A 14969-nucleotide genomic window follows, 5' to 3' on the forward strand; every position below is an offset into this window, starting at 1 on the left:
GAACGGCGGTCGCGCATCCTGTTCGACCTCAAGGCCGAAGGCCTGATCGAGGAAGTTCGGCGCCCTGCCCCTTACGTCGGCGGCCCGACGGGTCTTGTCGCGCTCGATGGCTCGGTGGCGCTCGCGGCCCTCGAGCTGACTGGCCAGTGGCTCAGCGTCGGCATCGGCAACCTCTCGGGCGAGCTGCGCTACACCGAGCGTGTTCCGCTGCCGCCAAAGCCGACAGCCGAATCGGTCAGCCGCGTGTTTGGCGAAGCGCTGACATTGTTGCGGGACTGGACACGGCGGCGACGGATCAGGCTCGCGCAGATCGGCATCACCATTCCGGGCCTCGGCCGCTTGAGCGAGTGCGGCAACCCGATCATTCCCTGCAACATCGCACGCATCAGCGACAGGCTCGGCGAGATGTACGCGAACGTCCCGGTCGAGTTCACCAATTCGGTGGTGGCCCACGCCACGTTTCATCGCTGCCGCACGGAAAACTATCCGTTCAGCGGCGCGCACCTGTTCGTCTTCGTCGGTCAGGGCGTCGCGGGCGCCTGGATGGACGATCCCATCGAGGCCGACGCCCTGCAACCGGTCGAGCTCGGCCACATGGTGTTCGAAGCCGACGGCCCGCTTTGCCGCTGCGGTCACCATGGCTGCGTCGAGGCCTATACCTCGTTGCCCGCGCTCGCCGAGCTGCTCAGCGTGGCGGAGCCGGAGCTGCTGCGGCTTGGCAGCGATTGGGTGAATACAATCCCGATCTCCACGCGCGTGCGGCAGGAGTTGCGATCTCGCCTCCATCGCCTGGGCCTTGCGATCGGCAACACGCTGAACGTCAAGCCCTGTCACGGCGTCGCCATCTCGGGCTGGCCGTCACTCCTCGCGGAGGATGATCGGAAGGCGCTGGTCGACGGTATCGATGCCAGCCTGCTCGGCGGCCGCAAGCATGCGCAGATGTCGCTCGCCTTCGTGGCGCCGTCGACCGGCAACGATCCGCAGGCCGCGCTTGCCTTCGCAGCCTTCTGTCTCGCCAGAAGCGGCGGCATGCCCGCCGCATCGACGGAGGCGGCCTGATATGCCCTGAGCCGCGCCGTCTGCACGCGCCACGAAAGTTCACACCGGGAGGAACTGCCATGATCACAACAACAAGGCGTCCTCTGCTCGCTGGATCCGTTGCCGCGCTCGCGCTGCCGGCATTTGCCCGCGCGCAAGGCGCGGTCAAGCCGCGCCTGACCGCGATCTCGCAATGGTCCGCCGGCAGCGACGGGGCTGCGATCACGGCGCTCGGCAAGAAATTCGAGGAAAAGGGCGGCGTCTGGCAGCACTCGCCCGTCCCCGGCTTCACCACCGAGATGATGAACAAGCTCCGTGCCCAGATCATCGCCGGCGATCCGCCGGCGTGTTCGCAGCTCAAGGGCCCCGAAATTGCGGCCTGGTCTAAGATTGCGCCGACGGTCGATCTCGACGCCGTCGTCGCGGCCGCTGGTTACGAAAAGGTGGTAGCTCCCGACCTTGCCAAATTGCACAAGCCGGCGGGCAAGTGGATCGCGGCTGCCGCTGCAGATCTACAGCACCAACATGCTATTCCTGTCCAAGCGCGCGATGGACAAGGCCAAGACCGACAAGGTTCCCGTCACCTGGGCCGAGTTCAATGAGCTCGCCGAAAAAATGAAATCAGGCGGCGTCGCCTATCCCGTCGCCAATGGCGGCACCCGCCCCGATGACGGGCAGAAGTTCGAGGCCGCTCTCGCCGGCATCAGCCCGACGGCATACCGCGCAGCGATCATGAATCTCGAGAAGAAGGCCCTGGAGGGGCCCGAGATCAAGGCTGCGTTCGTGCAGGTCCGCAAGATCGCCGACTGGATGGACCCCAATGTCGGCGCCCAGCACTTTTCGACCAATCTCAAGCGCTTCGTCGACGGCGACATGGGCATGATGATCATGGGCGGCTGGGCGCAAGGCGTGCTCCGCAACGCCGGTTTCAAGTTCGAAGACTTCATGATCGCCCCGGGACCGAGCGACAATGGCAAGCCTGTGTTCCTGCTGAATGCCGATGCCTTCATCTTCTGGCAGCGCAAGGAGGCGGACCTGCAAGCCGGTCAGACGCTGATGGCCCAGCTCGTCATGGATCCGGCGATCCAGACCATGTACTCGCAGATCACGGGGTCGATCCCCGTGCGCACCGATGTCGATCTGTCCGGTGAAGGCTGGTCGGATGGTCAACGGCGGACCGCAGCCGCCCTGAAAGACGCGATCGCCAGCAATCAGGCCGTCCTCAGTCTTGCGCACAACATGGCGCAGGAAAACGGTTTGACCGCAGCGATGATCGACGTGATCACGGAGTACGTGAAGAACAAGACGATCAAGCCGGAGCAAGCAGCCACACGCCTCGCCGAGGCCGTCGAGAGCGCACGTTGACCATCGCCGTCTCGACAAGACCGGGCCGGCCGCCGACTGCCGAGGTGGTACGCCGGCTGCCCGAAGTTCTGGCGATCTGGGTGCCGCTGCTGTTGTCCGCCGCGCACCTCATTGCATTTTCGCTGTGGACGATCTGGATATCGTTCACACCATCCACTTTGGTCCCTGTTACGGGCTGGGTGGGCTTGCGCAACTATTCGGCGGTCGCGGCATCGCGGAACTGGCAGATCGCCTTCGACAATCTGCTGCTGTTTGGCAGCGCGTTCGTGCTGCTCAGTCTGACGACCGGGCTCATCCTTGCGATCCTGCTCGATCAGCGCATTCGCGGCGAGAACCTGCTGCGATCCATCTTCCTCTACCCCCTGGCGGTGTCGTTCGTGGTCACCGGCACGGTCTGGAGCTGGTTGCTCAATCCCGGCCTTGGTATCCAGAAGCTGGTCCACGACCTCGGCTGGACCTCCTTCCGGTTCGACTGGCTGATCGACCGGGACATGGCGATCTGGACCATCGTCATCGCCGCGATCTGGCAATCCTCCGGATTTGCCATGGCGCTTTTCCTCGCCGGCCTCCGCTCCGTCGACGCCGACCTGATCAAGGCCGCGCAGATCGACGGCGCCGGAGCTATCAGGATGTACCGGCGCGTCATCCTGCCGACGCTGTGGCCGATCACCATCACCGTCATCGTCATCCAGCTGCAATTCACGATTTCGACCTTCGACCTCGTCCGCGCGCTCACCAATGGCGGCCCTGGCATCGCAACCCAGCTGCCGGCGCTTGTCGTCTATGACCTGATGTTCCAGCGCAGCCTGCTCGGACGGGGAGCGGCCGCAGCGGTCCTGATGTTGCTCATTCTCCTTGCGGTTCTGCTGCCCTATGCAGCGTGGCGTTACGTCCAGCGGCGGCGGGCGATCCATGCGTGAGCGAACCTTCGCGCCAAGCCGGATCCTGATCTATCTAATCGTTTCGCTGATCGCCGTGGCATGGCTCACGCCGTTGGCTGTCGTCGTGCTGAACTCACTCCGGACCAACGAGGAGATCGCGCAGGGTTCGATGATCGGCTGGCCGCAGCATCTGGCCTGGAGCAACTACGCCGCGGCGTGGAGTGGTTTCTGCGTCGCCGAGACGTGCGCCGGCATCCGGCCGTACATGCTGAACTCCGCACTGGTGACCATTCCGGCGACGATCTTCTCCACCCTGCTCGGTGCAGTCGCCGGTTACGCGGTTTCGCTCTGGCGCTTCCGCGGCGACAGCTGGATCTACGGTATCGTCACGCTGGGCATCTTCCTGCCGCAGCAGATGCGTCTGCTGCCCTGGACCATCGTGCTGCGCGATACGGGCCTGATGAACACGCTGACGGGACTGGTCCTGATCCACACGATCCAGGGCCTCTCCTTCACGACCCTGTTCTGCCGGAACTATTACGTTGCCATCCCGCAGGAATTGATAAGAGCCGCGCGGATCGATGGCGCAGGGTTCTTTCGCATTTTCTGGCGCATCATCCTGCCGCTCTCGCCGCCGATCCTGGTCGTCACCGTGATCTGGCAGTTCACGCACATCTGGAACGAGTTTCTCTACGGCGTGACGTTCACGACCGGTCAGCAGCAGCCGGTCACCGCCGCGCTGATCGCGCTCTCCGCCGCTGTCGCCGATATCCCGCAACATGGCGTGCAAAGCGCCGCGGTGATGATCGCGGCGCTGCCGACGCTTCTGATCTATCTGATCGGCGGCAAGTACTTCGTGCGAGGCCTCACCGCCGGGGCCGTGAAATGATGAGGCCGTCATGGCAGCACTGAGCATTCGCAGCCTGTCGAAGCGCTACGCCAATCTTGAGGTGCTGAAGGGCGTCGATCTCGACATCGAGAGCGGCGAGTTCACCGTGCTGGTCGGGCCGTCGGGCTGCGGCAAGTCCACGCTGCTCAACATCGTCGCCGGGCTCGATCGCCCCAGCGCGGGGACGATCGAGATCGGCGGGCGCGTCGTCAACGACGTCCCGCCCAAGGACCGCGACATCGCCATGGTGTTCCAGTCCTATGCGCTCTATCCCTCGATGACGGTGCGCCAGAACATCACCTTCGGCATGGAATGTCGCCACGTGCCGAAAGTGGAGCAGGAGAAGGCACTCGCAAACGTCGCTCGCCTGCTCCAGATCGAGCCGCTGCTCGGCCGCAAGCCGTCGCAACTGTCCGGCGGCCAGCGCCAGCGCGTGGCGATGGGCCGGGCCCTGGTGCGCAATCCACTGCTTTTCCTGTTTGACGAGCCGCTCTCCAATCTCGATGCGAAGCTGCGCGTCGAGATGCGGATGGAGATCAAGCGCCTGCATCAGCGCATCGGCGCCACCATCGTCTACGTCACCCACGACCAGATCGAGGCCATGACGATGGCGACCCGGATCGCCGTCATGCACCGCGGCGTGGTGCAGCAATTCGCCGACCCTGATACGGTGTACCGCTATCCCGCCAATCTGTTCGTCGCCCGGTTCATGGGCTCGCCGCCGATGAACACGATGCCGGCACGGCTCGAGGCAGACAGCAGCGGGCCAGTGGTCGTGATCGGCGCCGGGCGCTCCGACGAGGTGCGTCTGCACCTGCAGGGCTACGATGCCGCGGCATCCTATGTCGACCGCGAGGTGGTGCTCGGAATCAGGCCGGAATGCATCGCCGAAGGGGACCGCGCGTTCTCCGGCGCGACCGGCGCGCCGGTCGTCGTCACCGCGCCGGTCGAGATGGTCGAACCCACCGGAGCCGAGACCATCGTACTGCTGCGGCTTGGCGGCGAACCCGCTCAGGCCCGCATCTCGCCAGACGTCCGCCCCGCGCCGGGCACCTCTGCCCCCTTTGCACTCGACACCCGCCGCCTTTGCCTGTTCGACCCCGAGACGGAGCGACTGATCGCATGACAAAATCGAGCTATGCCGGCCTCGCCGACCGGGTGGTGTTGATCACCGGAGGCGCCAGCGGCATCGGTGCCGCCTTCGTGCGCGCCTTCGCTGGTCAAGGCGCCCGCGTCGCGTTCCTCGATATCGACGACGCGGCCGGCGGCGCGCTGGTCGCGGAGGTCGCGGCGGCGACCGGTACCGCGCCGCTGTTCGTGCCCTGCGATCTCCTCGACATCGACGCGTTGCGCGGCGCGATGGCGGAGGTGCATCGAAAACTCGGTGACGCCGCGGTGCTCGTCAACAACGCCGCCAACGACCAGCGCCAGCTGCTCGCGGAAGTGACGTCCGCCGCGTTCGACTGGATGATCGGCGTCAACCTGAAGCACGTCTTCTTTGCCGCCCAGGCCGTGGTGCCGCAGATGCAGGCGCGCGGAGGCGGCTCGATCATCAACATGTCGTCGATCGCCTGGATGCGCGGCGCGCCGGCGCTGCCGGTCTATGCCGCTGCGAAGGCGGCCGTCGTCGGCTTCACCAACTCGCTGGCGCGGTCGGTCGGTCCCGACCGCATCCGGGTCAACGCGATCGCGCCGGGCATGGTGATCACCGAACGCCAGCGCCGGCTGTGGTATCCGGACGAGCGGGTCATCACCGAGTTTCGCACCCGTCAGGCCATTCCCGACGCGGTGACGCCTGAGGATATCGCGCGGATGGCCCTGTTTCTCGCATCCGACGACAGCCAACGTATCACCAGCCAGTGTTTTCGAGTCGATGGCGGCTTGGCCTAATCTTGCAGGGACCGTCGCTTATCGCCGGCCCTTCCGCATCGTGGCGAGCACGACGTCGGCGGCAAGCACGCTCGGCGATTTGTTGCCGGTCGACATGATCTGATCGAGGCGGGCGAAAGCCTCGACCTGGCGCCTGCGCAGCGGCGTGTCGGTCAGCACCTCGATGAGTGCCGGCGCGAGCTTCTCCGGCGTGCAGTTCTCCTGCAAATACTCCGGAATGACATCGTCGCCGATCACGAGGTTGGCGAGGATCACCGAGGAGACGCGGATTGCACGACGCAGGATGAAGGCCTCTATCGCGCCGACACGATAGGCCGTCACCATGGGAATGCCTGACAGCGCGAGTTCGAGCGTCACCGTGCCTGATTTCGCCAGCGCGGCATGCGCGATGCGAAAGGCGGCGCGCCTCTCGGCTTCGCCAATCACGATCTGCGGTTTGACCGGCCAGCTTGCGATGCCTTCGCGCACGGTGGCTTCGAGATGCGGCATGGTCGGTAGCATCAGCTCGAAGGCGCGCCCCTCCGCCTGCAACCGTCCGAGCGCCGCGCCAAACACCTCGAGATGATGCCGGATCTCGCTGCGGCGGCTGCCCGGCAGCACCAGCAGCACCGGCGGCTCAGTGTTGCGGCGCTTCTGCTCCTCAGCATTCGGCCGCAGCGAGGACAATTGCTCGATCAGGGGGTGGCCGACATAGCTGCAGGGCGGCCCGCCGAGCTTGCGGTATTCCTCCGGCTCGAACGGCAGCAGGCCAAGCACGTGATCGACGTAGCCGAGCATGGTACGCGCCCGGCCCGGCCGCCAGGCCCAGAGCTGCGGCGAGACGTAGTCGATCACCGGCATCGCGGGATTGCGCGCACGCACGCGGCGGGCGACGCGATGGGTAAAGTCGGGACTGTCGATGATCACGAGCGCGTCCGGCGCGGACTCGATCGCGGCATCGACGGTCTGGCGGATCAGCCGCAGGATTTTTGGTAATTGCTGCGCCACCGCGGCGAAGCCGACGATCGACAGCTCCTCGATCGGAAACAGCGTCTCCAGCCCCTCGCGCGCCATGGTGCGGCCGCCGACGCCGACGAACTGCACGCCGTCGCCGAGACGCTGGCGCAGCACCTTCATCAGCGCACTGCCCAGCCGGTCGCCGGATTCCTCCGTGGCAATCAGGAAGATCTTCCGCTCGGGATCGCGGGTCTGCATCATTTGGCAAGGCCGATGACGAAGAGATATTTGGCATCGGCAAGCCCAATCATCGCCTGCGGCTCGGCGGCAATGGTGTTGCCGGCGATGACGGCGATGCCCGCAAGGCCGGCCTTCGCGACACCTTCGATGGTGCGCGGGCCGATGGTCGGCAGGTCGAAGCGCAGATCCTGGCCGCTCTTCGGGGCCTTCACCAGCACGCCGCGACCAGTGGCGGCGCGGATGCGGCCCTCTTCACGCAGGCGCGCGACGCGCGCGAGCAGCGCGTCGGTGCCCTCGATGTCCTCGACCGCCACCACATGGCCGTCGATCACGACGGCAGCCTGACCGATGTCGAACGGGCCGAGCGCCATCAGCACCGCGCGCCCGCGCTCGATGTCGGCCTTGGCATTGTCGTTTGGCCAGGCCCGACTGATGCAGCCCTCGGGCATCAAGAGGTCGGGCGCGACATCCTTGATGCCGACCATGCGAAAGCCGTCCTGCTCGAGGATGCGGCCGACGCCGGAGAGAAGATGATCATCGCCGCCGCGAAAGGCACGGATGACGTTGCCGAGCAGGCGCAATGTCTTGAAGTCGAACCGGATCTCTGACAGCGAGGGCCGCACCAATGTGCCGATGAAGATCAGGTCGCGGCAGCCCTCCTCGCGGAACAGCCGCATGGCGCGGCCGAGCTGGCCGACCGAGATCCAGCGGTGGCGGAATTTTTCCACGCGCGCCGGATCGCAGGCCCCGCGCAGCGGAAACAGCACCGGCGTGATGCCGCGCGCAGCGAGCGACTCAGCCACCGCGAACGGCATCGCGCCGCCACCGGCGACCACGCCGACCGGCGATGAAATCTCCGAAGCCGCCGAGGTCATGTCCGCGGCCATCCCAGCGTCACTTCGAGATGGCGGGCAGACAGAGCGGGCGCTTGCCCTTGCCGATGAAGTCGAGGATTTCTGCGATGGCCGGATCTTCCCCCGCGAGCGGCCGCGCCGCCTCGAGCCGCTCGGCAAACGTGCCGGGGCCATGGAAGAGCTTCTGATAGAAGCCGCGCACCGTCGCGAGCCGCTGCTTGGTGAACTTGCGACGCTTCATGCCGATCAGGTTGAGGCTCTCTAGCACCGCATATTGGCCGTTGACGAGCCCATACGGGATGACGTCGTCGCGCACGCCACAGACGCCGCCGACCATGACATAGGGGCCGATGCGCGTGAACTGGTGCACCGCGGACAGGCCGCCGATATAGACGGCGTCGCCGATCTCGCAATGACCGCCGAGCGTCGCGGAGGTCGCGAAGATCACGTTGTCGCCGACCATGCAGTCGTGGCCGACATGGCTGTTGTTCATGAAGTAGCCGCCGTTGCCGACGCGCGTCAGCCCGCCGCCCTTGATGGTGCCGACGTTCATCGTCGTACCTTCCCGGATGGTGCAGCCCGAGCCGATCTCGAGCCGGGTCGGCTCGCCCTTGTAGCTGAGATCCTGGGGCGCGCCACCGAGCACCGCGAACGGAGAGATCACGCAGCCGTCGCCGATCGACGTATGGCCAATGATCGTGACCTGTCCGATCAGCTTGCAGTTTTGGCCGATCACGGCGTTCGAGCCGATGATGCAGAAGGGCCCGACCTCGGTGCCCTCGCCGATCACGGCGCCGTTCGCGACCCGCGCGGTGGGATCAATCTTACTCATCAAGAAGGTCTGATTGTGTGTTGAAGTAGCTTGGTTTTCCGGTGGTTAGCGCGACTATGCCCGATCTGTCCAGTGACGTATCATCTCGGCCTGTTTCAAGTGCCGGATGAAGCGGCCCTCACCGCCTTTCAACGTGTTCACGTGGAGCTTGAACTTAACATGGTCAGGGCTCTGGTACTCCTGCTCACACACCTCGCGGCTGCGCCCGTTGTCTCCGAGCGGGTGGAGATCGGCGAGCGCAACCGCATCGATCTCGGCACATTCGAGTGCCGCGACATCACTCGGAGCACGGTGCTCCAGCGGGTCTGCTACGATCGCGCGCGGCAGGACCTCGTCGTCGTGGCGGGCGGCGCCTATGACCGCTATTGCCGCGTCACGGCCGAGACGGTCGACCGCCTTCTGGGCGCACCGTCCATGGGCCAGTTCTTCAACCGGAATCTCAGGCGCGAGACCGCTGGCAGCCGCTACGACTGCCACGCGTGAATCCATTCGCGCTGGCTGGCTCTTCAGTCCGTCAGCATGGCGCCGACGTCGGCCTCCGCAACCACCTGGCCGTTGACCTTGGCGTCGCCGTGAAACCACCACATGGTCTTGCGGCGGCCGAGCGAGCGCATGTGATACTCGATGGTATCGCCGGGCAGCACGGGCTTGCGGAACTTGCACTTGTCGATCGTGAGGAAATACACCGCGCGCGGCTTCTCGGTGCCCTCGACCGACTTGATGCCGATCACGCCCGCCGTCTGCGCCATCGCCTCGATCATCATGACGCCGGGATAGACCGGGCGCTCGGGGAAATGCCCCTGGAAGGCCGGCTCGTTGAAGGTGACGTTCTTGATGCCGATGCCGCTGTAATCGGCGCGGATGTTGATCACGCGGTCGATCAGCAGCATCGGAAAGCGGTGCGGCAGCGTCTGGAGGATGGCGTTGATGTCCACCAGTTCGAACTTGATAGGCGATTCCTCCGTCATTCCCGTCCCTCGTCCTTCGGATCGGCCTTGCTGTCGCGTACCAGGCGCTCCACCGCGATGATCTCCTTGAACCATTGTTTGGTCGGCTTGGCGAAATGCCCGCCCCAGCGGCCGCCCGGCGGAATGTCGTCCTTGACCGCGCTCATCGCGGTCACCTGGGCACCATCGCCGATCTTGAGGTGATTGTTGATGCCCACCTTCGCTCCGAGCGCCACGTTGTCGCCGATGGTCAGGCTGCCCGCGAGGCCGATCTGGGCCGCCAGCAGGCAATGCCGGCCGATCGTGACATTGTGGCCAATCTGGACCTGATTGTCGATTTTGGTCCCCTCGCCGATGACCGTATCCCGCAAAGACCCGCGGTCGATCGTGGTGTTGGCGCCGACCTCGACGTCGTTCTGGATCAGCACGCGTCCGGTCTGCGGCACCTTCAGATGGCCCTCGGGACCGAAGAAGATGAAACCGTAGCCGTCCTGCCCGATCGAGCAGCCCGGATGGATCAAGACATTGTTGCCAATCAGAGCGCACTGGATCGCGGTGCGGGCGCCGACATTGCAGTCCCGGCCGATCTTGACGCCCGGGCCAATCACCGCGCCGACACCGACCACCGTGCCGCTGCCGATCTCGACATCCGCACCGATGACGGCCAGGGGATCGACGATCACGCCGTCCTCGAGCCGTGCCGTGGGGTCGATGATGGCGGACGGTGCAATGCCGTCGCTGCCGGTCCAGGATTGCGGCCGCAGCGCGTCGCCGTGCCATTCCCGGGCGATCGCGACGAAGGCGCGGAACGGCTGCTTCGCCCGCAGCACGGCCACGTGCGCGGGCACCTCGGCCTCGAAGCGCGGACTGACCAGGCATGCACCCGCCCTGGTTGCCTTGAGCTCATCGGCATATTTGAGGTTGTCGAAGAATGTCAGATGCATCGGGCCGGCCTCGTCCAGCGAAGCCAGGCCCGTGATGACTTGGCCGCCCCTCGTGGGGTCGACCAATTGCGCCTTGGTCAGCGTGGCAATGTCGGCCAGCGCCGTGGCAGGCGGCTTTGTGAAGAAGGTCGGCTGCGCCATTCCACCCCGTCGCGGTCCGGCTTCGGCATGAAGCGGTCAGGCCGCATCATGCCTTATCTGTTGGATTGGCACGATCCCTTTCGGAAACCGGCTCCACTGATCCGGATCGTGCCGTGCTGATCGAACTAGAACGAGGTGCCGCCGCCGAACCTGAACTCCTGCACACGGTCGTACTTGCCCTTGGTGAGCGGCACGGCGTAGTCGAAGCGCAGCGGTCCGAATGGTGACTGCCAGATCAAACCGACACCAACCGACGAACGGACGGTATTGCCGTTGTCATACACCAGGCCGGTACAGGTGCCAGGCGTGGCCGGGTTGATCGTCGACGGCGTACAGTTCGAATTCCTGGTCGTGGTTATTTCGTTGGTCGCCAACCACGTCGTCGGTCCCTGATAGTCAAAGAGACCGCCGGCGTCAGCGTAGACCGCGCCCTTCAGACCCACTTCCTTCGGCAGGAACCAGAACGGCATCTGCAATTCGAACGAAGCGCCCCAATATTTGGTGCCGCCAAGCGCGTCCTGCGTGCCATAGGGATTCAAATCGCGCGGGCCGATGCCGTTCGGGGCAAAGCCGCGGACTAGATTCGGGCCCATCTGGAACTGATCGAGCATGCGCAGTTCTTTGTTGCCGATCTGGTTCAGAACACCACCCTGAAGGTGGACGAGGCCGACGATGTCGGACACCAGCGGAGTGTAGTACTTCGCATCAATGACGGACTTCAGGTAGGAGACGTCGCCGCCGACGCCGGCAAAATCCTGACGGAAGTCGACGATCAGACCGTCGGTGGGGTTCTTGTTGTTGTCCAGCGTGTTGTAGTTCAGCGAGTAGCCGAGCGCCGAGGTCAGCGTCCTGCCGCCCGCAAGTTCCTTGCGCACCGGCAGCGAAGCTTCGCCGTCGATGTAGCAACCCAGGCCATTGGTTGAGGCGAGACTCAAACCATTGGCATTGGCAAAGGCTGGGCTCGGATTGAAGGCGGGGTTCGGGGTGCCGTCAGGCGGCAGAAACTGCACGTTGTTACAGTTCGCCAGATAGGACGGCAGCGTGATTTCCTGCTGGTAGATCGAGTAGCGCAGCTGGAGCGACAGGTCTTCACGCAGGCTGAAGCCGAGGCGCGGCGAGAAGCCGAGCGTCTTGGTGCCGTAGGAGATGTAGCTGTTGGACAGTTGCTGGCGCTGGTAGAGGTCGAGGCCGAGCGCGACGCGATAGTCGAGCAGGTACGGCTCGACGAACGACAGCGAATAGCCGCGCGCGTACTGGCCGTAGGTCACCGACGCCTTGGCGAACAGGCCGCGGCCGAGCAGGTTGCGCTCGGAGACCGAAACTTCGGCCAGCGCGCCGTCGGTCGTTGAGTAACCGCCCGAGATCGAGAAGTCGCCGGTCGATTTCTCTTCCATGTCGACGATCAGGATGACGCGGTCGCTCGACGAGCCGGGCTCCGTCGTGATCTTGACGCTCTTGAAATAGTCGAGGTTCTTCAGGCGCCGCTCGGCGCGATCGACCAGCGCGCGGTTGTAGGCATCGCCTTCCGAGATGTCGAACTCGCGGCGGATGACGTAGTCACGCGTGCGGGTGTTGCCACGCAGGTTGATGCGCTCGATATAGGTGCGCGGACCCTCGTCGATGTTGAACACGACGGACACGGTGTGCGCCTCGAAATTACGGTCGCCGCCGGGACGGACTACGGCGAAGGCATAACCGCGGCGCGACGCCTCGATCTGCATCTCCTCGACCGACTTCTCGACCGATTCGACGTTGTAGAGCGAGCCGACACCGACGCGCGAATAGGCCCGCATCGAAGACGGATCGAAGTTCGGAATGCTGGAGCGGAAGTCGACCGCGCCGACGCGATATTGCGCGCCTTCCTCGATCTTGAAAGTGACGTTGAAGCCCTTCTTCTCCGGATCGTATTCGGTCAGCGCCGCCACGACCTGGACGTCGGCGAAACCGTTCTTGAGGTAGAAGCGGCGGATCAGGTCGCGGTCCGCCTCGACACGATCAGGGTCGTAGATGTCGCCGCTGGCAAGGAAGCTGAGAAGATTCGATTCGCGCGTCTTGATGACGTCGCGCAGGCGGTAGGACGAGAACGCGACGTTGCCGACGAACTCGATCGATTTCACGCCGGTCTTGGCGCCTTCCACGATCGTGAAGATGAGGTCGACGCGGTTGTTCGGCTGCTCGATGATTTCGGGCGTGACGCGCACGTCGTAGCGGCCGGAGCGGCGATAGATTTCGGCGATTCGCAGCGTGTCGGACTGCACCATGGCGCGGGAGAAGGTTCCGCGCGCCTTGGACTGGACCTCGGCGGTGAGCTGCTCGTCCTTGATCTTCTTGTTGCCCTCGAAGGCGATGCGCCCGATCACCGGGTTTTCCACCACGGAAACGACGATCTGGCCGCCGGGGCCGCGGTTGATCCTGACGTCCTGGAACAGGCCGGTCTCGATCAGCGCCTTGAGGCCGTCATCGATGGCGGCTTGATCCAGGCGCCCGCCCGGACCCGGCTTGAAATAGGAGCGGATCGTCTCCACCTCGACGCGGCGATTTCCTTCGACAGAAATCGACTGGACGGTCTGAGCAAGCGCAGACGAAGACACCAGGACAGCCCCGACGGGGGCAACCACCGGCGCGCCGAACATGATCAGGGTCGCGAGCAAGCCCCCCCGGAGTCGCAGTCCAAACTTCATGCGCAACGCGCCCTTATCATTCCGCACCAGACCCACCCCAACGCCGGTCTGGAGATTCCCCAAGTTTCAGGCCGCTTGTAGCCAATTTCGCCGACGCCGCAAACGGCCGAACGCGCCGCAATTTCAATTTCATTCCAAGACGTTGCTCAACAGCAACGCCACAAAAAAGCCCCGATCAGGAAGCGGCCATCCGCAGAATGTCGTTGTAGGTCGCAAACACCATCAACATCAGCACCAAACCCAGCCCGATTCGGAACCCCATCTCCTGAGTCCGCTCGGACAAGGGCCGGCCGCGAACGACCTCCGCCGCATAGAACATAAGGTGACCGCCATCGAGCAGCGGGATCGGGAACAGGTTCAAGAGCCCGATAGACACCGACAGCACCGCACAAAGATTGATCACGAACTGGAACCCGGCACTGGCCGCCTGCCCTGACATCTTCGCGATCCCAAGAACGCCGCTGACCTCGTTCGGGTTACCGTGTCCGACAAACAGCGAGCCCAGGAATTTGAAGGTGCTGGTGATGATGAACCAGACCTGTTCCACGCCGATCTTGACCGCTTCGCCCACACCGACCGGAACGGTGGAAGTCTCGCCGGCCTGGGTCTTGTGCTCGACGCCGAGCACGCCGACACGGTGGCTGTTCCCGAACGGATCCTTGCGCTCGAGCAGCGCGGGGGTCGCAGTCAGAGCCACGATGGCGCCGTCACGCTTCACCTGGAATGCAAGCGCCGAACCGGCGTTCATCGCAACGATTCGCTGCATGTCGGCAAAGCTTTCGATCGGCTTGCCGTCGATCTGAACGACGATGTCCCCGATCTTGAAACCGGCCGCAGCCGCAGCGCCATCGGCGACGACGCCGTCGACGCGAGCGATCGTGCTCGGCTTGCCGTAGTAGAGCGCCATGCCGGCGAAGATCAGCGCGCCCAGGATGAAATTGGCGATCGGTCCGGCCGCGACGATGGCCGCGCGCGGGCCGACTTTCTTGTGGTGGAAGCTGCCGGCGCGCTCCTCGGCGGTCATCGCCGCAAGCGTCTCGGCCGATGGGGTCGAGGCCTCGCTCTCGTCGCCGAAGAACTTGACGTAGCCGCCGAGCGGGATCGCCGAGATCTTCCAGCGGGTGCCGTGGCGGTCGTTGAAACCGACCAGCTCGGGTCCGAAACCGAGCGAGAAGGTCAACACCCGAACGCCCGCCCAGCGCGCGACCAGGAAATGGCCGAGTTCGTGGAAGAACACGACGATGGTCAGGACGAACAGGAAGGGAACCGCGTAGCCGAGGAGCCCATGGCTCAATGCATTGAAACTATGGACAAAAAAGTCGATCATCGAT

General features: G+C 64.6%; 12 protein-coding genes and 2 pseudogenes. 7 read left to right on the forward strand and 7 right to left on the reverse strand.

The window, feature by feature from the left end:
- Positions 1-9: 9 nt before the first annotated feature.
- From ACNJYB_RS21615 to ACNJYB_RS21640, 6 genes and pseudogenes are all read left to right on the forward strand, one after another.
- Positions 10-1059, forward strand: a pseudogene (locus ACNJYB_RS21615) (ROK family protein); the annotation flags it as partial.
- A 59-nt stretch (positions 1060-1118) separates the two neighbouring features.
- Positions 1119-2403 (forward strand): annotated as a pseudogene (locus tag ACNJYB_RS21620) (ABC transporter substrate-binding protein).
- Complete coding sequence (locus tag ACNJYB_RS21625; protein WP_439368361.1) at positions 2400-3323, forward strand: carbohydrate ABC transporter permease; 924 nt, start codon at positions 2400-2402, stop codon at positions 3321-3323. Before ACNJYB_RS21620 ends, ACNJYB_RS21625 begins: the two are co-directional and overlap by 4 nt.
- Positions 3316-4173, forward strand: a complete 858-nt coding sequence (locus ACNJYB_RS21630) for a carbohydrate ABC transporter permease (protein WP_439368362.1) — start codon at positions 3316-3318, stop codon at positions 4171-4173. Before ACNJYB_RS21625 ends, ACNJYB_RS21630 begins: the two co-directional genes overlap by 8 nt.
- 10 nt (positions 4174-4183) lie before the next feature.
- Positions 4184-5299, forward strand: a complete 1116-nt coding sequence (locus ACNJYB_RS21635) for an ABC transporter ATP-binding protein (RefSeq protein WP_439368363.1) — start codon at positions 4184-4186, stop codon at positions 5297-5299.
- Complete coding sequence (locus ACNJYB_RS21640) at positions 5296-6063, forward strand: SDR family NAD(P)-dependent oxidoreductase (protein WP_439368365.1); 768 nt, start codon at positions 5296-5298, stop codon at positions 6061-6063. Before ACNJYB_RS21635 ends, ACNJYB_RS21640 begins: the two co-directional genes overlap by 4 nt.
- Positions 6064-6081: 18 nt before the next feature.
- Here the strand turns inward: ACNJYB_RS21640 and lpxB are convergent, their stop codons facing one another.
- Genes lpxB through lpxA form a run of 3 tightly spaced genes read right to left on the reverse strand, consistent with a single transcriptional unit; the run spans position 6082 to position 8925 of the window.
- On the reverse strand, positions 6082-7260 hold the full coding sequence (lpxB, locus tag ACNJYB_RS21645) for a lipid-A-disaccharide synthase (RefSeq protein WP_439368366.1): 1179 nt from the start codon (positions 7258-7260) through the stop codon (positions 6082-6084).
- On the reverse strand, positions 7257-8114 hold the full coding sequence (locus ACNJYB_RS21650) for an LpxI family protein (RefSeq protein ID WP_439368368.1): 858 nt from the start codon (positions 8112-8114) through the stop codon (positions 7257-7259). The genes lpxB and ACNJYB_RS21650 overlap by 4 nt, the downstream gene beginning before the upstream one ends.
- A gap of 19 nt (positions 8115-8133) precedes the next feature.
- Positions 8134-8925 (reverse strand): acyl-ACP--UDP-N-acetylglucosamine O-acyltransferase, encoded by a 792-nt coding sequence (lpxA, locus tag ACNJYB_RS21655; protein WP_439368369.1) that lies wholly within the window; start codon positions 8923-8925, stop codon positions 8134-8136.
- 159 nt (positions 8926-9084) lie between these two features.
- Between lpxA and ACNJYB_RS21660 the strand changes: the two genes are divergently transcribed.
- Positions 9085-9408 (forward strand): KTSC domain-containing protein, encoded by a 324-nt coding sequence (locus ACNJYB_RS21660; protein ID WP_439368371.1) that lies wholly within the window; start codon positions 9085-9087, stop codon positions 9406-9408.
- A gap of 23 nt (positions 9409-9431) precedes the next feature.
- Here the strand turns inward: ACNJYB_RS21660 and fabZ are convergent, their stop codons facing one another.
- The 4 genes from fabZ to rseP form a co-directional block, all read right to left on the reverse strand.
- A complete protein-coding gene (fabZ, locus tag ACNJYB_RS21665; RefSeq protein ID WP_183238958.1) occupies positions 9432-9893 on the reverse strand; it encodes a 3-hydroxyacyl-ACP dehydratase FabZ in 462 nt (153 codons plus the stop codon).
- Positions 9890-10957 (reverse strand): UDP-3-O-(3-hydroxymyristoyl)glucosamine N-acyltransferase, encoded by a 1068-nt coding sequence (gene lpxD / locus ACNJYB_RS21670; RefSeq protein ID WP_439368372.1) that lies wholly within the window; start codon positions 10955-10957, stop codon positions 9890-9892. The genes fabZ and lpxD overlap by 4 nt, the downstream gene beginning before the upstream one ends.
- Before the next feature lie 125 nt (positions 10958-11082).
- On the reverse strand, positions 11083-13638 hold the full coding sequence (gene bamA, locus ACNJYB_RS21675; RefSeq protein WP_439368373.1) for an outer membrane protein assembly factor BamA: 2556 nt from the start codon (positions 13636-13638) through the stop codon (positions 11083-11085).
- Positions 13639-13813: 175 nt separating this feature from the next.
- Positions 13814-14965, reverse strand: coding sequence for an RIP metalloprotease RseP (rseP, locus tag ACNJYB_RS21680; protein ID WP_439368374.1), 1152 nt, complete (start codon positions 14963-14965; stop codon positions 13814-13816).
- Between the last annotated feature and the right edge of the window lie 4 nt (positions 14966-14969).

This window comes from Bradyrhizobium sp. SMVTL-02, assembly GCF_051853005.1.
Classification (GTDB): domain Bacteria; phylum Pseudomonadota; class Alphaproteobacteria; order Rhizobiales; family Xanthobacteraceae; genus Bradyrhizobium.

Bases quoted from the DNA above. Each gene is read 5' to 3' on its own strand.
- ACNJYB_RS21630 (WP_439368362.1), top strand. From the start codon at position 3,316: ATGCGTGAGCGAACCTTCGCGCCAAGCCGGATCCTGATCTATCTAATC.
- ACNJYB_RS21635 (WP_439368363.1), top strand. From the start codon at position 4,184: ATGGCAGCACTGAGCATTCGCAGCCTGTCGAAGCGCTACGCCAATCTT.
- ACNJYB_RS21640 (WP_439368365.1), top strand. From the start codon at position 5,296: ATGACAAAATCGAGCTATGCCGGCCTCGCCGACCGGGTGGTGTTGATC.
- lpxB (WP_439368366.1), bottom strand. From the start codon at position 7,260: ATGATGCAGACCCGCGATCCCGAGCGGAAGATCTTCCTGATTGCCACG.
- ACNJYB_RS21650 (WP_439368368.1), bottom strand. From the start codon at position 8,114: ATGACCTCGGCGGCTTCGGAGATTTCATCGCCGGTCGGCGTGGTCGCC.
- lpxA (WP_439368369.1), bottom strand. From the start codon at position 8,925: ATGAGTAAGATTGATCCCACCGCGCGGGTCGCGAACGGCGCCGTGATC.
- ACNJYB_RS21660 (WP_439368371.1), top strand. From the start codon at position 9,085: ATGGTCAGGGCTCTGGTACTCCTGCTCACACACCTCGCGGCTGCGCCC.
- fabZ (WP_183238958.1), bottom strand. From the start codon at position 9,893: ATGACGGAGGAATCGCCTATCAAGTTCGAACTGGTGGACATCAACGCC.
- lpxD (WP_439368372.1), bottom strand. From the start codon at position 10,957: ATGGCGCAGCCGACCTTCTTCACAAAGCCGCCTGCCACGGCGCTGGCC.
- bamA (WP_439368373.1), bottom strand. From the start codon at position 13,638: ATGAAGTTTGGACTGCGACTCCGGGGGGGCTTGCTCGCGACCCTGATC.
- rseP (WP_439368374.1), bottom strand. From the start codon at position 14,965: ATGATCGACTTTTTTGTCCATAGTTTCAATGCATTGAGCCATGGGCTC.